Origin of the sequence: Microbacterium sp. MRS-1, assembly GCF_000585455.1 — a bacterium.
Classification (GTDB): Bacteria; Actinomycetota; Actinomycetes; order Actinomycetales; family Microbacteriaceae; genus Microbacterium; species Microbacterium laevaniformans.
In genome coordinates, this window is record NZ_JAUF01000037.1 from 1 (window position 1) to 18092 (window position 18092).

At 66.6% G+C, this 18092-nt stretch carries 16 protein-coding genes and 2 pseudogenes; 12 read left to right on the forward strand and 6 right to left on the reverse strand.

Annotation, left to right across the window (positions count from 1 at the left end; all coding sequences use genetic code 11):
- The 10 genes from AS96_RS08125 to AS96_RS08170 form a co-directional block, all read left to right on the forward strand.
- Positions 1–545 (forward strand): helix-turn-helix domain-containing protein (locus AS96_RS08125; protein ID WP_231477177.1); only part of this gene is annotated, 545 nt, incomplete at its 5' end.
- A gap of 25 nt (positions 546–570) precedes the next feature.
- Positions 571–1155: a PIN domain-containing protein gene (locus AS96_RS08130; RefSeq protein ID WP_036288116.1), complete on the forward strand. Its 585-nt coding sequence runs from the start codon at positions 571–573 to the stop codon at positions 1153–1155.
- A 510-nt stretch (positions 1156–1665) separates the two neighbouring features.
- Positions 1666–2187, forward strand: coding sequence for a DUF1877 family protein (locus AS96_RS08135; RefSeq protein WP_051498798.1), 522 nt, complete (start codon positions 1666–1668; stop codon positions 2185–2187).
- Positions 2188–2252: 65 nt separating this feature from the next.
- Positions 2253–3704, forward strand: a complete 1452-nt coding sequence (locus AS96_RS08140; protein ID WP_036288300.1) for a DUF3375 domain-containing protein — start codon at positions 2253–2255, stop codon at positions 3702–3704.
- Entirely contained in the window at positions 3701–4360 is a 660-nt protein-coding gene (locus tag AS96_RS08145) for a DUF4194 domain-containing protein (RefSeq protein ID WP_036288122.1), read from the forward strand. Before AS96_RS08140 ends, AS96_RS08145 begins: the two co-directional genes overlap by 4 nt.
- Complete coding sequence (locus tag AS96_RS08150) at positions 4357–7710, forward strand: ATP-binding protein (RefSeq protein ID WP_051498799.1); 3354 nt, start codon at positions 4357–4359, stop codon at positions 7708–7710. Before AS96_RS08145 ends, AS96_RS08150 begins: the two co-directional genes overlap by 4 nt.
- On the forward strand, positions 7707–8828 hold the full coding sequence (locus tag AS96_RS08155) for a DUF3322 domain-containing protein (protein WP_036288125.1): 1122 nt from the start codon (positions 7707–7709) through the stop codon (positions 8826–8828). Before AS96_RS08150 ends, AS96_RS08155 begins: the two co-directional genes overlap by 4 nt.
- A gap of 112 nt (positions 8829–8940) precedes the next feature.
- Positions 8941–9465 carry a helix-turn-helix domain-containing protein gene (locus AS96_RS15475; protein WP_036288304.1) on the forward strand — a complete coding sequence of 175 codons (525 nt, stop codon included), beginning with the start codon at positions 8941–8943 and terminating at the stop codon, positions 9463–9465.
- A 25-nt stretch (positions 9466–9490) separates the two neighbouring features.
- Positions 9491–9691: a hypothetical protein gene (locus tag AS96_RS08165; RefSeq protein WP_036288128.1), complete on the forward strand. Its 201-nt coding sequence runs from the start codon at positions 9491–9493 to the stop codon at positions 9689–9691.
- Positions 9692–9750: 59 nt separating this feature from the next.
- Positions 9751–10266, forward strand: a complete 516-nt coding sequence (locus AS96_RS08170) for a hypothetical protein (RefSeq protein WP_155947540.1) — start codon at positions 9751–9753, stop codon at positions 10264–10266.
- Positions 10267–10360: 94 nt separating this feature from the next.
- Here AS96_RS08170 and AS96_RS15250 read toward each other — a convergent pair.
- Together AS96_RS15250 and AS96_RS08180 are read right to left on the reverse strand one after the other, a co-directional pair.
- Positions 10361–11142, reverse strand: a pseudogene (locus AS96_RS15250) (ATP-binding protein); the annotation flags it as partial.
- A gap of 474 nt (positions 11143–11616) precedes the next feature.
- Positions 11617–12558 carry a GlxA family transcriptional regulator gene (locus AS96_RS08180; RefSeq protein ID WP_036288131.1) on the reverse strand — a complete coding sequence of 314 codons (942 nt, stop codon included), beginning with the start codon at positions 12556–12558 and terminating at the stop codon, positions 11617–11619.
- Between the two features lie 106 nt (positions 12559–12664).
- Here AS96_RS08180 and AS96_RS08185 point away from each other — a divergent pair, with 106 nt between their 5' ends.
- Positions 12665–12976: a putative quinol monooxygenase gene (locus AS96_RS08185; RefSeq protein ID WP_036288134.1), complete on the forward strand. Its 312-nt coding sequence runs from the start codon at positions 12665–12667 to the stop codon at positions 12974–12976.
- 355 nt (positions 12977–13331) lie between these two features.
- Here the strand turns inward: AS96_RS08185 and AS96_RS14955 are convergent.
- The 3 genes and pseudogenes from AS96_RS14955 to AS96_RS08200 all read right to left on the reverse strand — a co-directional run.
- Positions 13332–14054, reverse strand: a pseudogene (locus AS96_RS14955) (integrase core domain-containing protein); the annotation flags it as partial.
- A gap of 346 nt (positions 14055–14400) precedes the next feature.
- Positions 14401–15075, reverse strand: a complete 675-nt coding sequence (locus AS96_RS08195) for a flavin reductase family protein (protein ID WP_036288137.1) — start codon at positions 15073–15075, stop codon at positions 14401–14403.
- Positions 15076–15107: 32 nt separating this feature from the next.
- The gene (locus AS96_RS08200) at positions 15108–16502 is read right to left on the reverse strand and encodes a purine-cytosine permease family protein (RefSeq protein ID WP_036288140.1); all 1395 of its coding nucleotides are present in this window, start codon (positions 16500–16502) and stop codon (positions 15108–15110) included.
- Between the two features lie 130 nt (positions 16503–16632).
- On the opposite strand from AS96_RS08200, the gene AS96_RS08205 reads away from it, so the two are divergent.
- Complete coding sequence (locus AS96_RS08205; RefSeq protein ID WP_036288143.1) at positions 16633–17292, forward strand: GntR family transcriptional regulator; 660 nt, start codon at positions 16633–16635, stop codon at positions 17290–17292.
- Positions 17293–17299: 7 nt separating this feature from the next.
- Here AS96_RS08205 and AS96_RS08210 read toward each other — a convergent pair whose 3' ends face one another.
- Positions 17300–18082: an IclR family transcriptional regulator gene (locus tag AS96_RS08210; protein ID WP_036288146.1), complete on the reverse strand. Its 783-nt coding sequence runs from the start codon at positions 18080–18082 to the stop codon at positions 17300–17302.
- Between the last annotated feature and the right edge of the window lie 10 nt (positions 18083–18092).

Genomic DNA, 18092 nt, shown 5'->3' on the forward strand with positions numbered 1-18092 from the left:
TCGCGACACACCTCAAGGATCGCCCACCCGCCCCACAACAGCATTTAGCAACACGGCCTAGTAGGGGCGACCAGCTCGCTCCTGTGCTGGACTTCCTCACCGCTCACGAGGCCGCCGGTCGAGCTCTTCCCGAACCGCGGTACTTCCTCGCGGGCGCACGCCCAGGAGACCAGGTGGAGCTTCCGGAAGAGGTCTACCTCGCGCTCCGCAAGATCGTGGACGCGATGCAGAGCGGGCTGGCGGTGTCCGTCGTGCCGCAGGCGACACGGCTCACCACCCAGCAGGCGGCGGATCTGCTGAACGTGAGCCGCCCGACAGTCGTGAAGCTGCTCGACGAAGGTGAGATCCCGGTCGAGAAGGCCGGCACGCACCGCCGCGTCATCCTCGCGGATCTCCTCGCGTACCGGGAGCGACGCCGCGCTCGCCAGTACGACATGCTCGCCGCCACGCGCGACACCCTCGACGAAGACAACATCGAGCAGACGCTCGAGGACCTCAAAGCGGCCCGGAAGGCAGTCGCAGCGAAGCGGGCCGTCCGAGCCTGAGATCGTCGCCTGACAGGATTGCGCTATGTTCACGGCCACTCTCGACACGAGCGTGCTGTGGCCGAGCCTGCAGCGCGACTTCCTTCTTTCCCTCGCCATCGAGGGCACCTACCGACCCACATGGAGTTCGGCGATTCTCGACGAACTCCAGTTCCACGAGGAAGCCAAGCTTGTGAAGCGTGGGATGCCTGGTGCGGAGGCTGCCCGCCGCGCCGCGACCCTCATTGCCGCGATGCGCCGAGAGTTCGCCGACGCAGAAGTTGATGGGTGGCAACCGCTCGAGGGTACTCTCGGGCTGCCCGATCCCGACGACGAGCATGTGCTCGCTGCGGCTGTCATCGCGGGAGCCGGCGCGATCGTCACCGAGAATCTCAAGGACTTCCCCGCCGACCGGATTCCGCCGGGCATCCAGGTGCTCAGCGCCAGGGAGTTCGCGAAGAACACTGTCGCGCTCAACCCGCGGCTCGCGCTCGCCGCGGTGCAGGAGATCGCGAGTCGTTCCGGCCGCTACGGTGCAACGCTCACCGTCGAGGAGATCCTGGACACGTTGCGCGACCGATACGGCATGAGCGAAGCCGTCGAGATGATCGTCGAAGCTGCGTCCGCGTAGTCTCCAGTTCGCATGACTGAAGAGCGGGTGCAGCCACGTGATTTCGCGCCGAACACCCGCCACGTTTCTGCCACGAATCGAACCGAACTGACCTGATCGAAGCGGATGCCGGCGAGGTCAGAACCCGCAGGATCACGCGGTTTCAGTTGACCTCGATTACCAACGGCGCGATTTCAAATCTCTCCGTCTCCGCAGAAAAACCCCAGATCAACGGCTGTTTATTTCGCGCCTGCCACGAAATCCGCCATTTCTGCCACGTTTGCGAAGCGTTCCGTTCCGGGCGATCTGAGCTCAATCATGAGTCCCCGCTCATCAACCTGCTCGGTTGCGGCTGGACCGGGCGAAGGTTCAGTGCCGCTGCCCGTGAGACCGCGAGGGCATATCCCTCGGTCTCTAGGGGCGGGGCCATGCGAAGGCCTCCGTTCCTCCACAGCGGTGGATTCGGGCGCGTTCTCCCCATGGCGTGGGATGCGGTGATCGTGGCTGCGCCTACGTCGGGATGCTGGCCGCATGGGAATCCGCTATTACGCTTATGCCTTCGATGCCGACCGCGCTCAGCAGGCGGTCGATGACCCGCACAGCATCCTCTCCAGCGACCCGCTCGCTGACGCATGGGGCCTGGAGCCGCACGCGAGCGTGAGTGTCGCGACGTTCGAGCAGGTCTCACCGAAGTGCGACATGCTCTATCTCGACAAGGCATGGTCCGCTTTGCAGTCCCTCGCGCGCTCGGGGCCCGGAAGTCCCGCCGCCGGCTCGTGCTGCCGGATGTTCGAGGGGAACGTGACGATGCACGACATGGGCTGGGACCCGTGGGTGAGGACGATCCTGCCGGAGGAGGTGCCGGCGATTCGGGACGACCTCTGTGCGATCGACGAGGACCAGGTGCGAACGTGGGCGCGCACTTGGCGCAGCCGGCACGGAGCCGACGATGACGACGAGCTCCGCTACGTCCTCGACTACCTCACGTGGGCACAGGAATTCGTCGAGTCGCTCGCGACAGACGGTCGCGGGATGGTCTACCTCATCGGGTGACTCAGCCCGAGCTATCCGCCGCCGCCGCGTCGACGGATGTCGGTGTGTTCCTTCACAATGGACGCGTGCCCGCCGTCGCCCAGGTTCTCGAGCTCGCTCAGCTTGCTGAGCGCGATGCGGCGTGGAAGCTGCTTCGAGCCGACAGCGCACCCGTGGTCGCCGGTCTTCTCGGCACCCACCTGGGTGGAGACGAGCGCCGAGTCGACGCTGAGGAGCTGTACGAGCGGATCGATGCTGACCTCGAGCGGCTCCGTGCGCAGGGACTGATCTTGCCGCTGACTGCGAAGGGGTACTGCGGGGAGTGGCGATCGGCCGGCTTCCTGGTGCGTCGGCCGTCATCGGAAGCGCGGGGTGAGACGCTCGAGCTTTCCCCGGACGCGATCGCCGGGATCCGCTTCTTGCAGGGTCGCGCCGCCCCGCGTTCGAGTGTGACCGAGTCTCGGCTTGCGAGTCTTGCGGCGCAGGTCCGTCGCCTCGCGATCGACACCGATCCTGACGTGTCAGCGCGCATCGCTCTGCTCGAGGAAGAGATCGAGTCGATTGAGCGGCGGATCGAGAGCCTGCGTTCCGGTGACGAGTCCGCGATCGATGAAGACCGGGCGATCGAACGCGTTCGCGACGTGCTGGCCCAGGCGGCGGACGTGCCGGACGACTTTGCTCGGGTGCGTGCTGAGTTCGAGATGCTGAATGCATCGCTGAGGGCGAAGATCGTCGAGTCCGATGTCTCTCAGGCGGCCGTCGTCGACGAAGTCTTCCGCGGAATCGACCACATCTCCGACTCGGATGCAGGCCGCAGTTTCGCTGCTTTCTCCCAGCTCGTCCTTGACCCTGCACTCGGTGCGGCGTTCGAGGCCGACATCCGCCGCATCCTCGACCGCGGATTCGCTCGCGACCTCACCTCGGATGAGCGCCGGGCACTGCGCGCCTTCCTCACAACGCTCAAGGGACGAAGCGCGGAGATCCACGACGTCATCACATTGTTCGCCCGGGCGCTCCGCCGCTACGTGCAGTCGCAGGACTACCAGCGCGACCGGGTCCTGAGAACTCTTCTGCGGGAGGCTCAGCACGCGGGGGTGGAAGCCGCCGCGCATACGCGTCCTTGGCATCCGACGTTCCTCACGCTGGATCTCTCTGCTGTCGCGCTGTCGAGCGTCGGGGGGATCGACCTTCACGATCCCGCCGAATTCGCCGCCACCGAAGAGATCGTCACGCAGACGACATCCCTCGCGAGCCTCGAGGAGCTACGGGCGATCGCTCGCGAAACCGAGATCGACTTCGACGAACTCACCCGGAACGTCAACGACCTGCTCGCCGAGGTGCCCTCGTGCACCGTCGCAGATGTCCTTGCTCGATACCCCGCGACGCAGGGGGTCGGCAGCGTGATCGGACTTCTCTCGATCGCCGCCGAGCAGGGCACCGTTGACGATGAGCCCGAGGTACTCGCTTGGCAGGGCGCCGACGGAGTTCCGCGTGCGGCGATTGTGGCCGCGCACCGATTCACAGGAGCGGTGGTATGACCGAATCGACCACGGCGGATGTCGCCCCCGACGAGCACACTGGCCTCTGGCGTGGCGACGCCGGCGAGCTCCCTGATCGCACGCGCCGGGTCTTGCTGCGTCTGGTGCGTGGCCCGTATCTTTCCGGCGCGCGCGAGGCGCAACTGTGGGCAGTGCTGCTCACCGACGAGGCTGTCCTCCGCTCCCGGCTTGCCGACCTGTTCCTCGAATTGGTCATCGATCGTGACAACGAGTTCGCCTTCGTCCGCAACGCTCCGTCCGAGGACGCCCCGAAGGCAGTGCGGTCTGAGGCGTTGACGTTCCTCGACACCGCAATGCTGCTCGTCTTGCGCCAGACGCTGCTGAGCGAGGAGGGTCGCGGTCGGGTGATCGTCGGGCAGGCGGAGGTGTTCGAGCAGCTCGCCGTGTTCCGCACCCCGGACCGTGATGAGAAGGACTTCGCGAGCCGCGTCAACTCGTCGTGGAACAAGATGCAGAACAAGCTCCGCGTATTGCACGCCGTTGGCGATGCCCGTGCCGAGATTTCGCCCGTGCTCCGACTGCTCGTCGATGCCGACCAGATCCGCGCGATCACATCGGAGTACCACCGGATCGCCCGAGAGGGTGGAGGAGAATCCGCTGCCCCGTCGACGGATGCCGAGGATGACACAGAATGACGATGCTGAGCTTCCCCACCGACGAGCCGGAGGTCGATCCGACCGGGCCCGGCCAGTGGCGCCTTGCCCAGATCGAACTCGTCAACTGGGGCACGTTTGCCGGCCACGTCGCCGTGGATGTCGCGCGTGTCGGCCACCTGTTCACCGGCGCATCCGGATCGGGCAAGTCGTCGCTACTCGACGCGATTGCCGCCGTCCTCACCCCCGATAGGTGGTTGCGTCTCAACGCGGCGGCTCAGGATGGCGCTTCCCGGCAGAGCGATCGGACGCTGATGAGCTATGTGCGTGGCGCCTGGAGCAAGGAAGCTGACGAGACTGCCGATCGGGCCACCACGACCTACCTGCGCTCGAGGGCAACCTGGAGCGGCATCCTGCTGCGCTACGAGAATCTCCGCGATGAACCGGTCGTCCTGCTGCGCGTGTTCCACGCACCGGGCACGCGCACCGAACCGACCGCGTTGAAGGACGCGCGGATCTTCACCCGAGGTCACATGGAGCTTCTCGACGTGAAGCCGCACGTCGAAGGCGGAATCGACGCGCGTCGCATGTCGAAAGCCTTCCCCGAGGCGCTGATCACCACCGGCGGGCGACACGGACGCTTTCACGAGCGGGTCATCCGTCAGTTCGGCTTCCGCGGAGATGCGACGCTTCAGCTTCTCCACAAGACACAATCAGCGAAGAACCTCGGCACCCTCGACGCGTTGTTCCGCGGGTTCATGCTCGACCAGCCGGGGACCTTCGCGCGGGCCGAGACCGCCGTTGAGCAGTTCATGGAGCTCGATGCCGCGCACAAGCACGTGGTCGACCTGAGGAAGCAGGCTGATGCGCTCCGCAAGGTCGACGAGGCGATCACCGCGTTCGACCTGGCCGGCGCTGAGATGGCGGGGATCTCCGATCTGCACGACGGGGTCGAGCCCTTCACAGCGGGACTCAAGTTGCGGCTCGCGAAGGAAGCCGCGGGCCCCGCACGCGCCGCGCTGGCGCGCGCCGAGAGCGACCTGAGCGACGTCGCGCGAGAGCAGCGGTTGGCGGCAGAGGCGCTGGAAACCGCGAAGGCGCGGGTCCGGGACGAGGGCGGCGCGCGCGTCGAGCTTCTGCAGGAGCGGGTCGACAGTGCGCAGCGTGCCGAGGACGTCACTAGGCAATATCGAGCTCAGTTGACCGCAGAGCTGGTGCGCATCGGCGCACCAATGCCCGAAGACCCCGAGCAGTTTGCGGAGCTCCTTGCCGCGGCCGTCACCGAGGTTGCGCGCGACATCCCCGCTGTGTCGTATGAGGTGCGTGACGCCGCGAGTCAGGCGCGTAAGGCACTGGACGAAGTCACCAGGCAGATTCAGGCGCTGAGAGATCACCGGAGCAACCTCGACGAGAAGCTTCTGAGTGCACGACGATTCCTCGCGGACGCTGTCGGCGTGCCGGCATCGGCATTCCCCTTTGCGGGCGAGCTGATCTCGGTCACCGAGCAGCACTCCGCCTGGCGCGGCGCGGCAGAGCGAGTGCTCGCCCTGTTTGCGTCGACGCTCCTCGTGCGGGACGAACATCTTGTCGCCGCACGTCGGGCAGCCGACTCGCGGACACTCGGTGTCCGGCTCGTCATCGAAGCGGTCCCGCACGCCGTCGACGAGCCGCGTCGCCCTAAGGATGCCCGCTCGCTCGTTCATCGCCTCGCGGTGAGCGATGGGCCCTTCGCGTCCTACGTCCGCAGGCGCATGGCCTCCGAGTTCGACTACACCTGCGTTTCGCACCCCGACGAGCTCGATGACGTCGAGCGTGGCGTCACGATCGGCGGCCTGGTCAAGCGCAACTCACGCAGGTATGAGAAGGATGACCGTCACGAGGCCGGTGATGCCACTCGATGGGTGCTGGGCGGCGACACCCACGCGCGGCTCGAGGCTTTGCTGGAGCGTCGGCGGGAAGCGATGGCGGCGATGGAGGAAGCATCCGCCCGCGACGACGAGGCCGACTCGTTTCGTCAGGACGCTGTCAGTCGGCGCGACGTCTTCACACGCGTATCGACGTTCAGCTGGGACCAAGTGGACCTCGCATCCGCGATGGCGGTTACCGCGGCCCAGCGCGACGATCTCCGGGTGCTCACCAGCGAATCGGGGACTCTCCGCGAAGCACAGGAGGCCGCGGAGCGAGCGACCCAGCGACTGGACGAAACGAACGCGAAGCACGCACGGGCGCTCGGAGCCCACGCTGTCGCCCGCAATCACGTCGAAAGCATCGAGGCACACGTCGCCGAACTCGAGGCCACCCCATATATACCGGTCGAGGAGCGGATCGCCGACGCCCTCGTGGGCCGGTTCCGAGCCGAGCGACGCTCCGTGAGCCTGGAGACGGTGGACGAAGTCGCGCGAAAGGTGCAGTCGGCACTCTCGAAGGAGAAGGACGCCGCGGCCAGCCGCGCAGCGGATGCTGAGGCCAGCTTCGCCGGGCGCGCCGCCGAGTTTCGGCTCGGGTGGCCCGCTGCATCCGCAGAGCTGACTGCTGACATCCGCGACCGCTACGGCTACCGGGAACTGCGCGACGGCATCCTCGCCCGCGGCCTGCCCGAGAAGGAGTCCGAGTTCCGCAAGCTGTTGCGGGAACGATCGCAGGACGTCGTCGCACACTTGCTCAGCGACCTCCGCGACGCTCCGGGTCTCATCCGCGAGCGAATCCTCCCCGTCAACGCATCCCTGGGACGGTCCCCGTTCGAGGGAGCGGACCGCTTCCTCGAGATCGATGTGAAGACGACGCGGACCCCGGAGGTCGAGGAGTTCCTCACCGACCTCCGCCGCATCGTGGAAGGCAACTGGGCCGACGAGTCGGCCGCCGGCGCCGAGCAACGATTCGCCGTGCTGCAGCGCGTAATCGGTCGACTCGGATCCAAGGACCGCGTCGACATCGACTGGCGCAACCGAGTGCTTGACACGAGGCTTCACGTGAGCTTCCTCGCGCGGGAGAAGGACGTCGCCGGCCGCGTTGTGCGGGTGTATGACTCCGCAGAGGGCTTGTCGGGTGGTCAGCGGCAGAAGCTCGTCATCTTCTGCCTCGCGGCAGCGCTGCGGTACCAGCTGACTGAAGAAGAGGACGAGGTTCCGAGGTTCGGGTCGATCGTGCTCGATGAGGCGTTCGACAAGGCTGACAGCCGATACACGCGCAACGCGATGGAGGTGTTCCGAGAGTTCGGATTCCACATGATCCTCGCGACACCGCAGAAGCTGTTGCAGACGCTCGAGCCGTACGTGGGCGCGATCACGTCGGTATCGAACCCCGATCGCAACGCCTCACAGCTGGCGAACGTGGTGTTCTCGGTCGATGAACCTGAGGTCGCCACCCCGCCGCACGCGGAGTCGCGCGCGTGACCACGCTTGTCACACCGTCTGACCTGCGCGCGCGAGCGAAGAAACTCTTCGACCGCGATGCCCGCACCTGGGCCGCCGAGCAGCAGACCGATGTCGTGCTCGACGTTCCGCTCCGCCCGCCAACGGAGCGGGAGGCGCTGGACGATCTCAATCGGGTTCGACAGTGGGTCGACGCCTGGCGCGGCGTGAGCGAGGACTCGGGTATCGAGCTCGAGTGGGTCGTCCGCAATTGGTCACGCATCGGGTCGCAGGAAGTCCCCGTTCGCGCGGTGCTGCGCGGTACGGATTCGATCGCTCGAGCGGCGGGCGAGACGGATGGCTGGCGACTTCTGGTGGCGCGACTTGACGAGTTGAGAGGCCTGGCCGGTTCCGACGCCAGCAGTGTGCTCCGCGCCCATGCCGGCGCGATCGCCGATCTCGATGGCGCCGATTTCGACAGGCTCGTCCATGTGCTGGCCTGGTTGCGCGAGAACCCGGAATCGGGCCACCTGGTGCGGGAACTGCCGATCCGCGGCATCCACACCAAATGGATCGAATCTCGCCGCGGACTCGTCGAGGCGTTGCATCGGGCGGGAACCGGAGCGCCCGGACTGGGTCTTCGCGAGCCGTCACCGCTCATACGGATCCGTGCTCTCGATGCGTCGCTCTCGTTCCAGGGGCTCACCGATCTGTCGGCGCCCGTCGACGACCTTGCGGCAAGCACGATCCGACCCGAGCGCGTGTTCGTGTTCGAAAACCTCGCCACCCTGCTCGCGATGCCGGATGTGCCCCAAGCAGTAGCAGTGCACGGTGGCGGTCACCGCGTCGATCTCGTCGCCCGCCTCCCGTGGGCGCAAACGGTCACCTACTGGGGCGATCTCGATTCGCACGGATTCGCCATACTCAACCGACTTCGAGCCAGGGGAGTGAACGCAACGTCAGCATTGATGGATATGGATACTCTGTTCGACCACCGTGATCTGTGGGGGACCGATCCGGATCCGAACGTCGGCGTGTTCGAGCTGCTCACGCCTGATGAGCGCGCGACTCTCCAGTCGCTGAGCGCGGAGGGCAACATACGCCTCGAGCAGGAGCGCATTCCGTGGAGCTACGCGCTCGCACGGCTCGGGGTGTCCTGACGAGGCATCTGATCGTTGCCCCAGCGCGCTCCTATCGACCTGTCGGTGACGCGTGGTACCTTAATCGCAACAAACGCAACCACCTGCGTTTACGTGTATTGAGGTGATTTCCTTGTCTCGCGCTGCTGTCGTTGAAGAGACGTACCTTCCCAGCAGGGGAGTCGAGCTTGCCCCTGTGCTGGACTTCCTCACCGCCCATGAGGCCGGCGGTCGGGCTCTTCCCGAGCCAAGGTACTTCCTTGCGGGGGCGCGTCCAGGCGACCAGGTCGAGCTTCCGGAAGAGGTCTACCTCGCTCTCCGCAAGATCGTGGACGCGATGCAGAGCGGGCTTGCCGTGTCAGTTGTACCCCAGACAACACGGCTCACCACCCAGCAGGCAGCGGATCTCCTGAACGTGAGCCGCCCGACCATTGTGAAGCTCCTCGACGAGGGCGAGATCCCGTTTGAGAAGGCGGGAACGCACCGACGCGCTCTCCTCTCGGATCTGCTCGAGTACCGAGAGCGCCGGCGGGAGCGTCAGTACGACATGCTCGCCGCGACGCGCGACGCTGTCGACGAAGACAACATCGAGCAGACGCTCGAGGACCTCAAGGCGGCGAGGAAGGCGGTCGCCGCAAGGCGGGCTACCCGGCTCTGACTTCGCAGACTGACAGTATGGGGTCGTGTTCACGGCGACCCTCGACACCAGCGTGCTGTGGCCGAGCCTGCAGCGTGACTTCCTCCTTTCCCTCGCGATCGAGGGCGCGTATCGACCGACCTGGAGCTCGGCGATCCTCGACGAGCTCGAGTTCCACGAGGAAGTCAAGCTCGTGAAGCGGGGGATACCCATAGCGGAGGCGGCAAGCCGCGCAGCAACAAGCTGATCTCCGCGTTCCTCGTCACGATCCTCAGCCTCGTCGGCATCCTCGCCTCCATCCCCGGCGTGCAGTCCATGCTCAAAGTCCGCACCGAAGAGCTCGAAGACCGCGTCGAACCCCTCATGGCCGGCGCGATCGCCCGACCCCGCTACTACGGCAGCAACGTTCTCATCGCCCTGATCGCTCCCGCCGTGTACGTGCTCATCGCCGGCCTGGTGATCGCGACGCTCGCGTCGAACGCGGACATCGGTGTGGACTTCGGCGACGCGATCCTGCAAGCCGTCGCGACGATCCCCGCCGTGTGGACGGTGATCGCCGTGTCCGTCGCCGTCATCGGTGCCCGGCCCGCGGTACCGCTGGCGGCCTGGGTCGGGGTGCTCGCCTCGTTCGTGCTCACCCTCCTCGGACCCACCTTCAAGCTCTGGGACTGGGTCCTCGCGATCAGCCCGTTCTGGCAGATTCCCAACGTCACCGACAGCGACGCGGACGGGTGGGGGCTGGTCTGGATCAGCCTCGTCACCCTGTTCTTCCTGCTCGTCGGGTTCGCCGGCTTCCGCCGTCGCGACCTCGCCCGGCAATAGATAAGCAACCGGGCAGGTTCCGAACTCATCACGCATGCGGGCACAGGTTCCAGGAACCCATCAATCCAACTATCCTGAAACCGCTCCTGGATACTCAGGTTCCCCGAGAATCCGAACGAATTCCGCGGAACCCGTTACTTTCGCCTATCAGGCGTGTGTCTGTCTGGAACGCCTGGAGCTCAGCGGGATGTAGTTGCGCCTGCACGAGGAACGACCTTTCCTTGATGCGCCAGAGCCCTTGCCGGTGCCGAGGCCGGGGATGAGCTTGCGCTCGGTGCCGGTCAGCCCGAGCATCGCTCCGGTCCCGGTGATCTGGTCGCTCTCCTGCCGATAGATCACGCGCGTCTCCGCGTTGGCGAGCAGCGAAGACGCGAGCGCGCGCATCGCTGAGCCGGAGTCGCCAACGGTGTCCAGGTCGCTGAGCTTGTGGAAGATCAACATGTTCGCAATACCCAACGCCCTCGCGAGCCGCCAGTGCGCGTCCATGCGGAGCAGCAGGCTCGCGTAGGAAGTCAGCCGCCAAGCCTTGTCGTAGATCACCCATCTCTGTCCGCCCGCCGGGTCCAGCAGCGCGGATTCCATCCACGCGCTCGCGCACGTCATCAGCACGGAGATGAGCGCGGAGTTCTCCGTCACCCGGGACAGGTCCAGCGACAGCATTGGCAGGGTCGGGTCGAACTGCACGGTGCTGGGACCGTCGAACACTCCCGCGAGATCTCCGTGCACCAGCCGGCGCAGTGCATGACCGGCGAGCCGCCCATCCTCGGCGAGGCGTTCGTCCGCTGTGCGGTCTGGTTCCAGGAGGCGGTCGACGACCTGCGGCAGGATCGGCACCGACGTCGCCGCGACAACTGAGCGCAGAGCCATGTCGATGGAAACCGGGTCAGGCTCCTGGCTCTCTTGCGATGCCTCAGTGCGTCGGCGATATAGATCTGACCGGTGCCTGCGCCAAACCAGGCTCTTCCCAGATGAGGGTGTAGGTCGGCCGGGCGCGTCGGTCCGCAGATAGACGTCGAGATCTCCCGACGATGGAGGTTTCTACGCCATCCATCCGAAAGACCTCGACGTGACCGACGCTACCCCGCCGGCCGGCTTCGGCCGCCCTGACCTGACCGCCTTCGCGTCCTATCCCAATCGGCTCTGATCGGGTCTGCTGATCCTCTCGACGAGAACGCAGCGACATCACAGCCACCCAACCCCGACCGTCCGCGAAGCCGGGACACATCACATGGCCTGTGCTGCGGGCGTGTCGAGTGTGTCGTCCAGGGGCGACGCGGGAGCGTCAACGCGACGTGCTGAGAGGTGGTTCCAGTCGAGCACTAGCACACCGGCTACATGCATTGCGATAGGTCAGGAACGGCGTCGCTCCCTACGCAGGAGGGAGCGCAGAGTCTCGGCGTTCGCGTAGCCGACCCGTAGCGCGATCTCGGCGGAGGTGAGGTCCGTGGTTGCTGAGAGGTGCCGAGCTCGTTCGATGCGAAGCCGTTGGACGAAGCCGAGCGGAGTGAGGTTGAGCGCCGCACGGACTCGTCGTTCGAGGGTGCGCCGGCTGGTGCCGAGCGACTGCGCGACGAAGGTGACGTTGAACGGTTCGTCCAGGCGGGCGCGCACGAAGCGTTCGAACTCGACGACGATCGGGTCCTCGTGCCGGAGATGTTCGTAGGCGACGAAGGCCGCCTGCGACGGGCGCTCGTCGATGATGAGGAGCTTGGCGACATGTTGGGCCAGGTCGGGGCTGATCGATCGCACGAGTGAGAGCGCGAGGTCGATGTGGGCGAACGCGGCGCCGGCGGTGACGAGGTTCCCGTCGACCACGACCATGGTGTCGAGATCGAGGGCGACGGTCGGATAGCGCTTCAGGAACTCCGGCCCCAGGAACCAGCTGGTGGTCGCCCGCCGATGATGCATCCGTCCGGTCTCGGCGACGGCGAACACGCCGGTGCACGCCGCGGCGATCCGGGTGGTCGCCTCGTCGAGGCGCCCGAGCGAGGCGATGACCGAACGAGCATCTCGGCTCTGGAGGGCGTCGTTGGTAGCGGCGGCCGTAAGGGTTCCAAGCGCAGGGACGACGACCACGTCGAACTCTCCGGACTCCGACAGCGGGTGGTCCACCGTCAGGGTCATCGATGCCGTCGTGGTCACTCGCCGTTTCGGTCCGAGGATGGCGAGTTCGATCGGGTCGATCCGCGGGTCGACATCGCCGCGGGCTCCGTCGGCCACCCGCACGATGTCGATGATCGACGCGATAGCCGAACCGAAGCAGCCGTCGATCGCGATCAGTCCGATACGCATGACGTAAACAATAGCAATACTGCCGTATACGCCACTCCCCACCGGCCCTCGCTCGTCATACGCTGAACTCGTCCCACGAAGAACCCAGACTCAAGGAGAGTCCCTCATGTCCACACCCACATCACTTCCGTATGCCTTCGTCGCCAAGATCGTCGCGGCCGATGGACAGCACGACGCGGTCGCCGATCTGCTCGCCGGCGCTGTCGCACTCGCCAACGAAGAAGTAGGAACGATTGTCTGGTTCGCGGTCAGGACCCACGCCGACACCTTCTGGATCTTCGATGCATTCCCCGACGAGGCCGCTCGCGACGCCCACGCCAACGGCGCCATCGTCGCAGCTCTGATGGCCAACCAGCACCTCCTCGGCGCAGCACCCGAGATCCTGGCGGCCGACGTTCTCGCGTCCAAGCTCCCGTAGTCCGCCAACGCACGAGACGATCGCGCCCCGCCGAGCGGTCGCCAGGTCGCGACGCAATGCCATGCTGCGTTGCCCAGCGCTCGGCCGGCGAGGGGGTCCGTCGCAGAGCAGAGCGACGTCGGTGTCGGGCAGAGCAGTGAGGCCAGTGCATCGCGCGACCACCAGAACCCGAACCGCCCCTGACCTGCGTTTCCGCAGGTCAGGGGCTGTTCGCCGGAGCCGCCTGTCGGAATCGAACCGACGACCTCATCACGTCGACTTTGCGTCTATCGCTTGATGCGCCCACTGGGCGAACGAGCCGCTGACCTTCGCAAACGCCGAGCGTGGGGGACGCCGCCATCCGGTGGTGGCCGGGCAGCCCCTGGTGGGGACGTTCGGTGTTGTAGATCCGGTCGAACTCGTCGACGTGCGCCTGCATTTGCGCGAGTGTCGCCGCGACGGGCTGCTTGTCGAGGTATCGGAACAGGGGCTGGTGGAAGCGTTCGTTCTTGCCTTGCGTGGTCGGCTTGTAGGGCTTCCCAGTGATCGGCTTCACCCCGAGCCGGGTGACGTAGTCGACGAGTTGTCCGACGATCCCGCGCCGTGACGGGTTCAATGCGACACCGTTATCGGTGAGCAGGCGTTGCGGGACGCCGTGCGCGGCGATGCCTTTCGCGACGACGTGCACGCCGAAGTCTCGCCGGCGGCGACGTGGGACGCCACCGCGAGGCGGGAGTGGTCATCGATGCGCCACCGACGCCGTCGACGGCACCGGGTCCATCCTCAGCGTGCGCATCTTGTCGTGCACGCTGATCGGACCGTGATCCAGCCCGGACTGCTCCAACGCGGCCCGCACACCGATCGCCTGCCGTTTGACCTCGTCGGTCAGCATCGACGGGCTCGACTTCGGACGGCGTGACTTCGGCTCGAGCGCCGCTGCCGGCCCTTCTTCGATGGCTCGCTTGCGGATCGCGTAAAACGTCTTGCGGGAGATGTCGCGCTCGGCGCAGAACGTACTCACCGCCCCGCGCGGGGCATCATCGGGCCACTGCGTGATGGCGAGGCGAACACGAGAATCAACGGGCTCAGACGGAGTCACTCACCCCATCACACCGGCCGAAGCGACACCACCAAGACCGCCGGAAGTGTCACGGATGTCCTCATGCAGAAGCGTCACCGATGTCCTGCGAGATGACAGGACAAAGCTCCCGATAGGAACGAAAGTCAGGCCGATTCACTCGGTCAAACGCGTCGAACGTGCCACCGATGCACCAGTTCCCCTCGTCGGCTTCCGTGGGCGCAGCACGACGCCCGCGGGCGCTGGGGGAGCGCACGCGGGCGTCGCGGAGAGGATCCACCTACTCGCCCGGGGTGCCGCAGGGTGTCCAGAGGAAACGCCGGTGGTGGGGGGTCGGCGCGCGGCGGAGAGTCGGCGGATCCGCGAGTCAGCCTTCGGCGGAGAAGCCCATGGGCTCGCCGCCGAGGCCGGCCTGGGCGTCCGAGTCCGCGCCGGGGACGCGCATCTCGAACGTCGAGTCGACGACGGTGTAGTCGAAGTAGCCCATCCGGGCGATCGGGCGCACCTTGGCGATGTCGACGCGTCCGTCGGGGGTCAGGGAGTTCTCGTCCATGTGGATGCGTTCGACCGTCGCATAGACGACGTCGATCGTGCCCACCGTCGAGTTGCCCTTGAGGCGGTGCGTCGAGAGGTACTTGCACTCGAAGTGGAAGGGGCTCTCGGCGACCATGGGTGCTGCCGACAGATCGGCGGCGCGGCGGGGGACGCCGGCGTGGTCGAATTCGCTGACCTCCGGCGGCAGCGCCATCGCGCTGATGTTGACGGCGTCGCGCAGCGCCCAGGTAGCCATGTTCCAGACGAACCAGCCGGTCTCCTCGGCATTGATGACGGTGTCCTTGCGACGTCCGTCGGGGTACTGGTTCGCCGCGAACATCACCATCGGGGGGTCGAAAGTGAGGTTCTGCCACTGGCTGTAGGGGGCCAGGTTCTCCACGCCCTCGCTGCTGACGCTCGAGAGCCAGCCGATCGGACGCGGGACGGTCAGTCCCTTGAAGGGTGAATGCGGGGTGGGGCTCTTCTCGCGAGCCGGATCGAACTTCATGGTGCGGCGCTTTCTGATGGGGAGGGGTCGGCTCAGCGGGTGCGCGTCGCGAGCGAGCCGCGGCGGGCCGGGTTGAACCAGTAGAAGATGAAGCCGGAGACGACGAGGCCGATGAGCCACGCGACTTCCGCGCCGCCGAACAGGTTGGCGATCGGGCCCACGTACAGGGAGCTGTTCATGAACGGGATCTGCACGAGGATGCCGGCGAAGTACGCGATGAAAGCGAGACCGCTGACCTTGCCGTAGGGGCCGTTCGGATCAAACAGCGCCGCGATGTCGTACTCCTTGTGGCGGATCAGGTAGAAGTCGACGAGGTTGATCGCCGACCACGGCGTGATGAAGTACAGCAGGAACAGCAGAAAGTTCGTGAAGTTCCCGAGGAAGTTGTCGGTCGCGAGCGCCGCGATCGCGTAGGCGATCGCCGAGATGATCACGACGTACACGGCGCGGGAGCGCGCGGTCACGACGTCCTTCCGGCCGAGGGCCGTCACGATCGTCGCGAGCGACATGAACCCGCCATACGAGCTCAGCGTGTTGCCGACGAGCTTGCCGATGACGACCGTGATCGACACGATCCAGCCAAACCCGCCGAGGAGGCCGGCCAGATACAGCACCTGATTATCGGAGAACGCGGCGCCGCCCACCGCGGCGGCCAGCGCTCCGATGCTCATCGCGAGGGAGGCGCCGAGGACGCTCCCGAGGAAGGTCCACCCGATCGTGGCGCGCTGCGGCGTCGACTCCGGCAGGTAGCGGCTGTAGTCGGCGATGTAGGGGCCGAAGGTGAGTTGCCACGACGCCGAGAGCGAGATGCCGAGGATGAACGGCGCGAGCGCGAACTCCCCGCTGGCGAGCGTAGCGGCGGCTTGCGGAGCGGCGAGGATGACGAACAGCAGCACGATGAACACGACACCGCTCAGGACCGTCGCGAAGTGCGAGACCCGGTGGATCCAGCGGTATCCGATGATCGCGAGCACGGTGGAGAAGACGGCGAAGATGGCGGCGCCCACCTTCGGGTCGACGTTCAGGAGCGATCCGAGCGCCTGCCCGCCGAGCACGAGACCGGTCGCATAGAAGCCCAGGTAGATGAACAGGGCGAGCACCAGCGGCAGGATCGCGCCATAGTAACCGAACTGCGCACGGCTCTGGATCATCTGCGGCACTCCCAGCTTGGGACCCTGCGCGGAGTGCAGCGCCGTCACCCAACCGCCGAGCACGTTGCCGATGATGATCGCCGGGATAGACCACAGCGGCGAGTTGCCGAGGATCACGAACAGGGCGCCCGTCACGAGGGCAGTGATGGACGTGTTCGCGGCGAACCATACGAAGAAGAGCGACCCCGGCCTCCCGTGGCGCTCTGTCGGGGGGATCCAGTCGATGGTGCGATGCTCGATGGCCTCACCCGCGTGCAACTGCGCGTCGGTCGACATGTCTTTCCTCCTCAAATCGGCGGCTCACCGTGAGCCGCGTGGGCGCCACATTACCGATATACCGGTCGTATGCCAGAGGGTTGTTGTTACGGCCCTGTAAAATGTGGAATCCGCCCGGGGCGAGCGAAGGATGGTGACCGTGGCACAGAAGAGTCTCGCCGATCAGGCGTACGACGCCATCGAGGACATGATCACTTCGCAGCAGATCACGTCGGCGACCCTCGTGTCCGAGGCGTCGCTCATGGAAGCCACCGGCCTCGGTCGCACCCCGGTCCGCGAGGCACTGCAGCGCCTCGCCCGCGACCGCGTCGTGCAGATCCACCCGAACCGCGGCGTGTTCGTCCCGGAGATCACGGTCGAGTCGCAGCTGCGGCTGCTCGAGATCCGTCGCCCCCTCGAGGCCCTCGCCGTCGAACTCGCGTGCGTGCGCGCGAAGAGGGCCGAGCGTGACGCGATGGGGAAGATGCTCGCCTACCTGCAGGCGGCCGAATTCACGCTCGAGGGCTACGCCGATTCGGTGAAGCAGACGCATCAGCTCATTTCGAAGGCGACCCACAACGAGTTCCTCGTCGACGCGATGATGCCGCTGCAGACCCTCTCGCGCCGCTTCTGGCTCGTCAACATCGACGACGAGCAGGATGAGATCGCCGCAGGCGCCCGTGCGCACACAGAGATCCTCACGTCGATCATCGAGCGCGACGCGGTCCGCGCGGTGGCGGCGTCCTTCGCCCTCAACGACTACCTCGTGCGCCACGCGCATCGCACCGTCGGCATCCCGCAGTCGGCCTGAGCGCCCGCTACCGCGCGGGGGCGGCGCCGCTGAGCCGGCGGCCGAGCTCGCTCGCGAACCGCTCGATGCGGTGCGCGAGGTCGGGCCAGGATTCTTCCGGCACGTTGCCATGCGGGAAGGTGACCGCCAGGCTCGCCGCGGGCCAGCCGTTGCGGTCGCGGATCGCGACGGCGACCGACGCGAACCCGTCGCTGACCTCGCCGCTCTCGGCGGCGAAGCCCGCCCTGGTGACCTCACCGAGGGTGCGCCGCAGGTGCGGCAGGTCCCGGAACGGGCGCGCGCTGCGGCGGTCGACGGGATCCTCCACGTAGAGGGCCCGCAGCTGTGTCGCGGGCAGGCACGCGAGCAGCGACCTGCCCGTCGCGGTCTGGTGGGCGGGAAGGCGCACGCCGACGTCGGTGATGAGCACCGGCCGGTGCGGCGCCCGCTGCTCGAGCAGATAGATGACGTCGGTGCCGTCGAGCACCCCGAGATGCGCCGTCTCGCCGACGTGGTCCACGAGGGCGGCGAGGATGGGGGCACCCAGGCGCGACAGGGGCGCCTGCCGGCTGAACCCGGAACTCAGCTCGTAGGCCGCGTAGCCGAGGCCGTAGCGGCGGTCCTCGGGGTAGTGGATGGCATAGCCGTGATCGACCAGGGCGGTGAGGATGCGGTAGCACGCGGAGCGGGGAATGCCGAGGTCGCGGGCGACGGCCGAAGCGGGCACGGGCCCCCGCTGCGCGCCGAGATGGCTGAGCACGCGCAGCGCCTGTCGGGCGGCGGGCACGGCGGACGGCGGACTCTGTCCCATATATGAGACG

What these genes read in the sequence shown, in the direction of transcription:
- AS96_RS08210 (WP_036288146.1), bottom strand. Translation starts at nt 18,082, where the DNA reads ATGGGACAGAGTCCGCCGTCCGCCGTGCCCGCCGCCCGACAGGCGCTG.
- AS96_RS08150 (WP_051498799.1), top strand. Translation starts at nt 4,357, where the DNA reads ATGACGATGCTGAGCTTCCCCACCGACGAGCCGGAGGTCGATCCGACC.
- AS96_RS08145 (WP_036288122.1), top strand. Translation starts at nt 3,701, where the DNA reads ATGACCGAATCGACCACGGCGGATGTCGCCCCCGACGAGCACACTGGC.
- AS96_RS08205 (WP_036288143.1), top strand. Translation starts at nt 16,633, where the DNA reads ATGGTGACCGTGGCACAGAAGAGTCTCGCCGATCAGGCGTACGACGCC.
- AS96_RS08185 (WP_036288134.1), top strand. Translation starts at nt 12,665, where the DNA reads ATGTCCACACCCACATCACTTCCGTATGCCTTCGTCGCCAAGATCGTC.
- AS96_RS08130 (WP_036288116.1), top strand. Translation starts at nt 571, where the DNA reads ATGTTCACGGCCACTCTCGACACGAGCGTGCTGTGGCCGAGCCTGCAG.
- AS96_RS08200 (WP_036288140.1), bottom strand. Translation starts at nt 16,502, where the DNA reads ATGTCGACCGACGCGCAGTTGCACGCGGGTGAGGCCATCGAGCATCGC.
- AS96_RS08180 (WP_036288131.1), bottom strand. Translation starts at nt 12,558, where the DNA reads ATGCGTATCGGACTGATCGCGATCGACGGCTGCTTCGGTTCGGCTATC.
- AS96_RS08135 (WP_051498798.1), top strand. Translation starts at nt 1,666, where the DNA reads ATGGGAATCCGCTATTACGCTTATGCCTTCGATGCCGACCGCGCTCAG.
- AS96_RS08195 (WP_036288137.1), bottom strand. Translation starts at nt 15,075, where the DNA reads ATGAAGTTCGATCCGGCTCGCGAGAAGAGCCCCACCCCGCATTCACCC.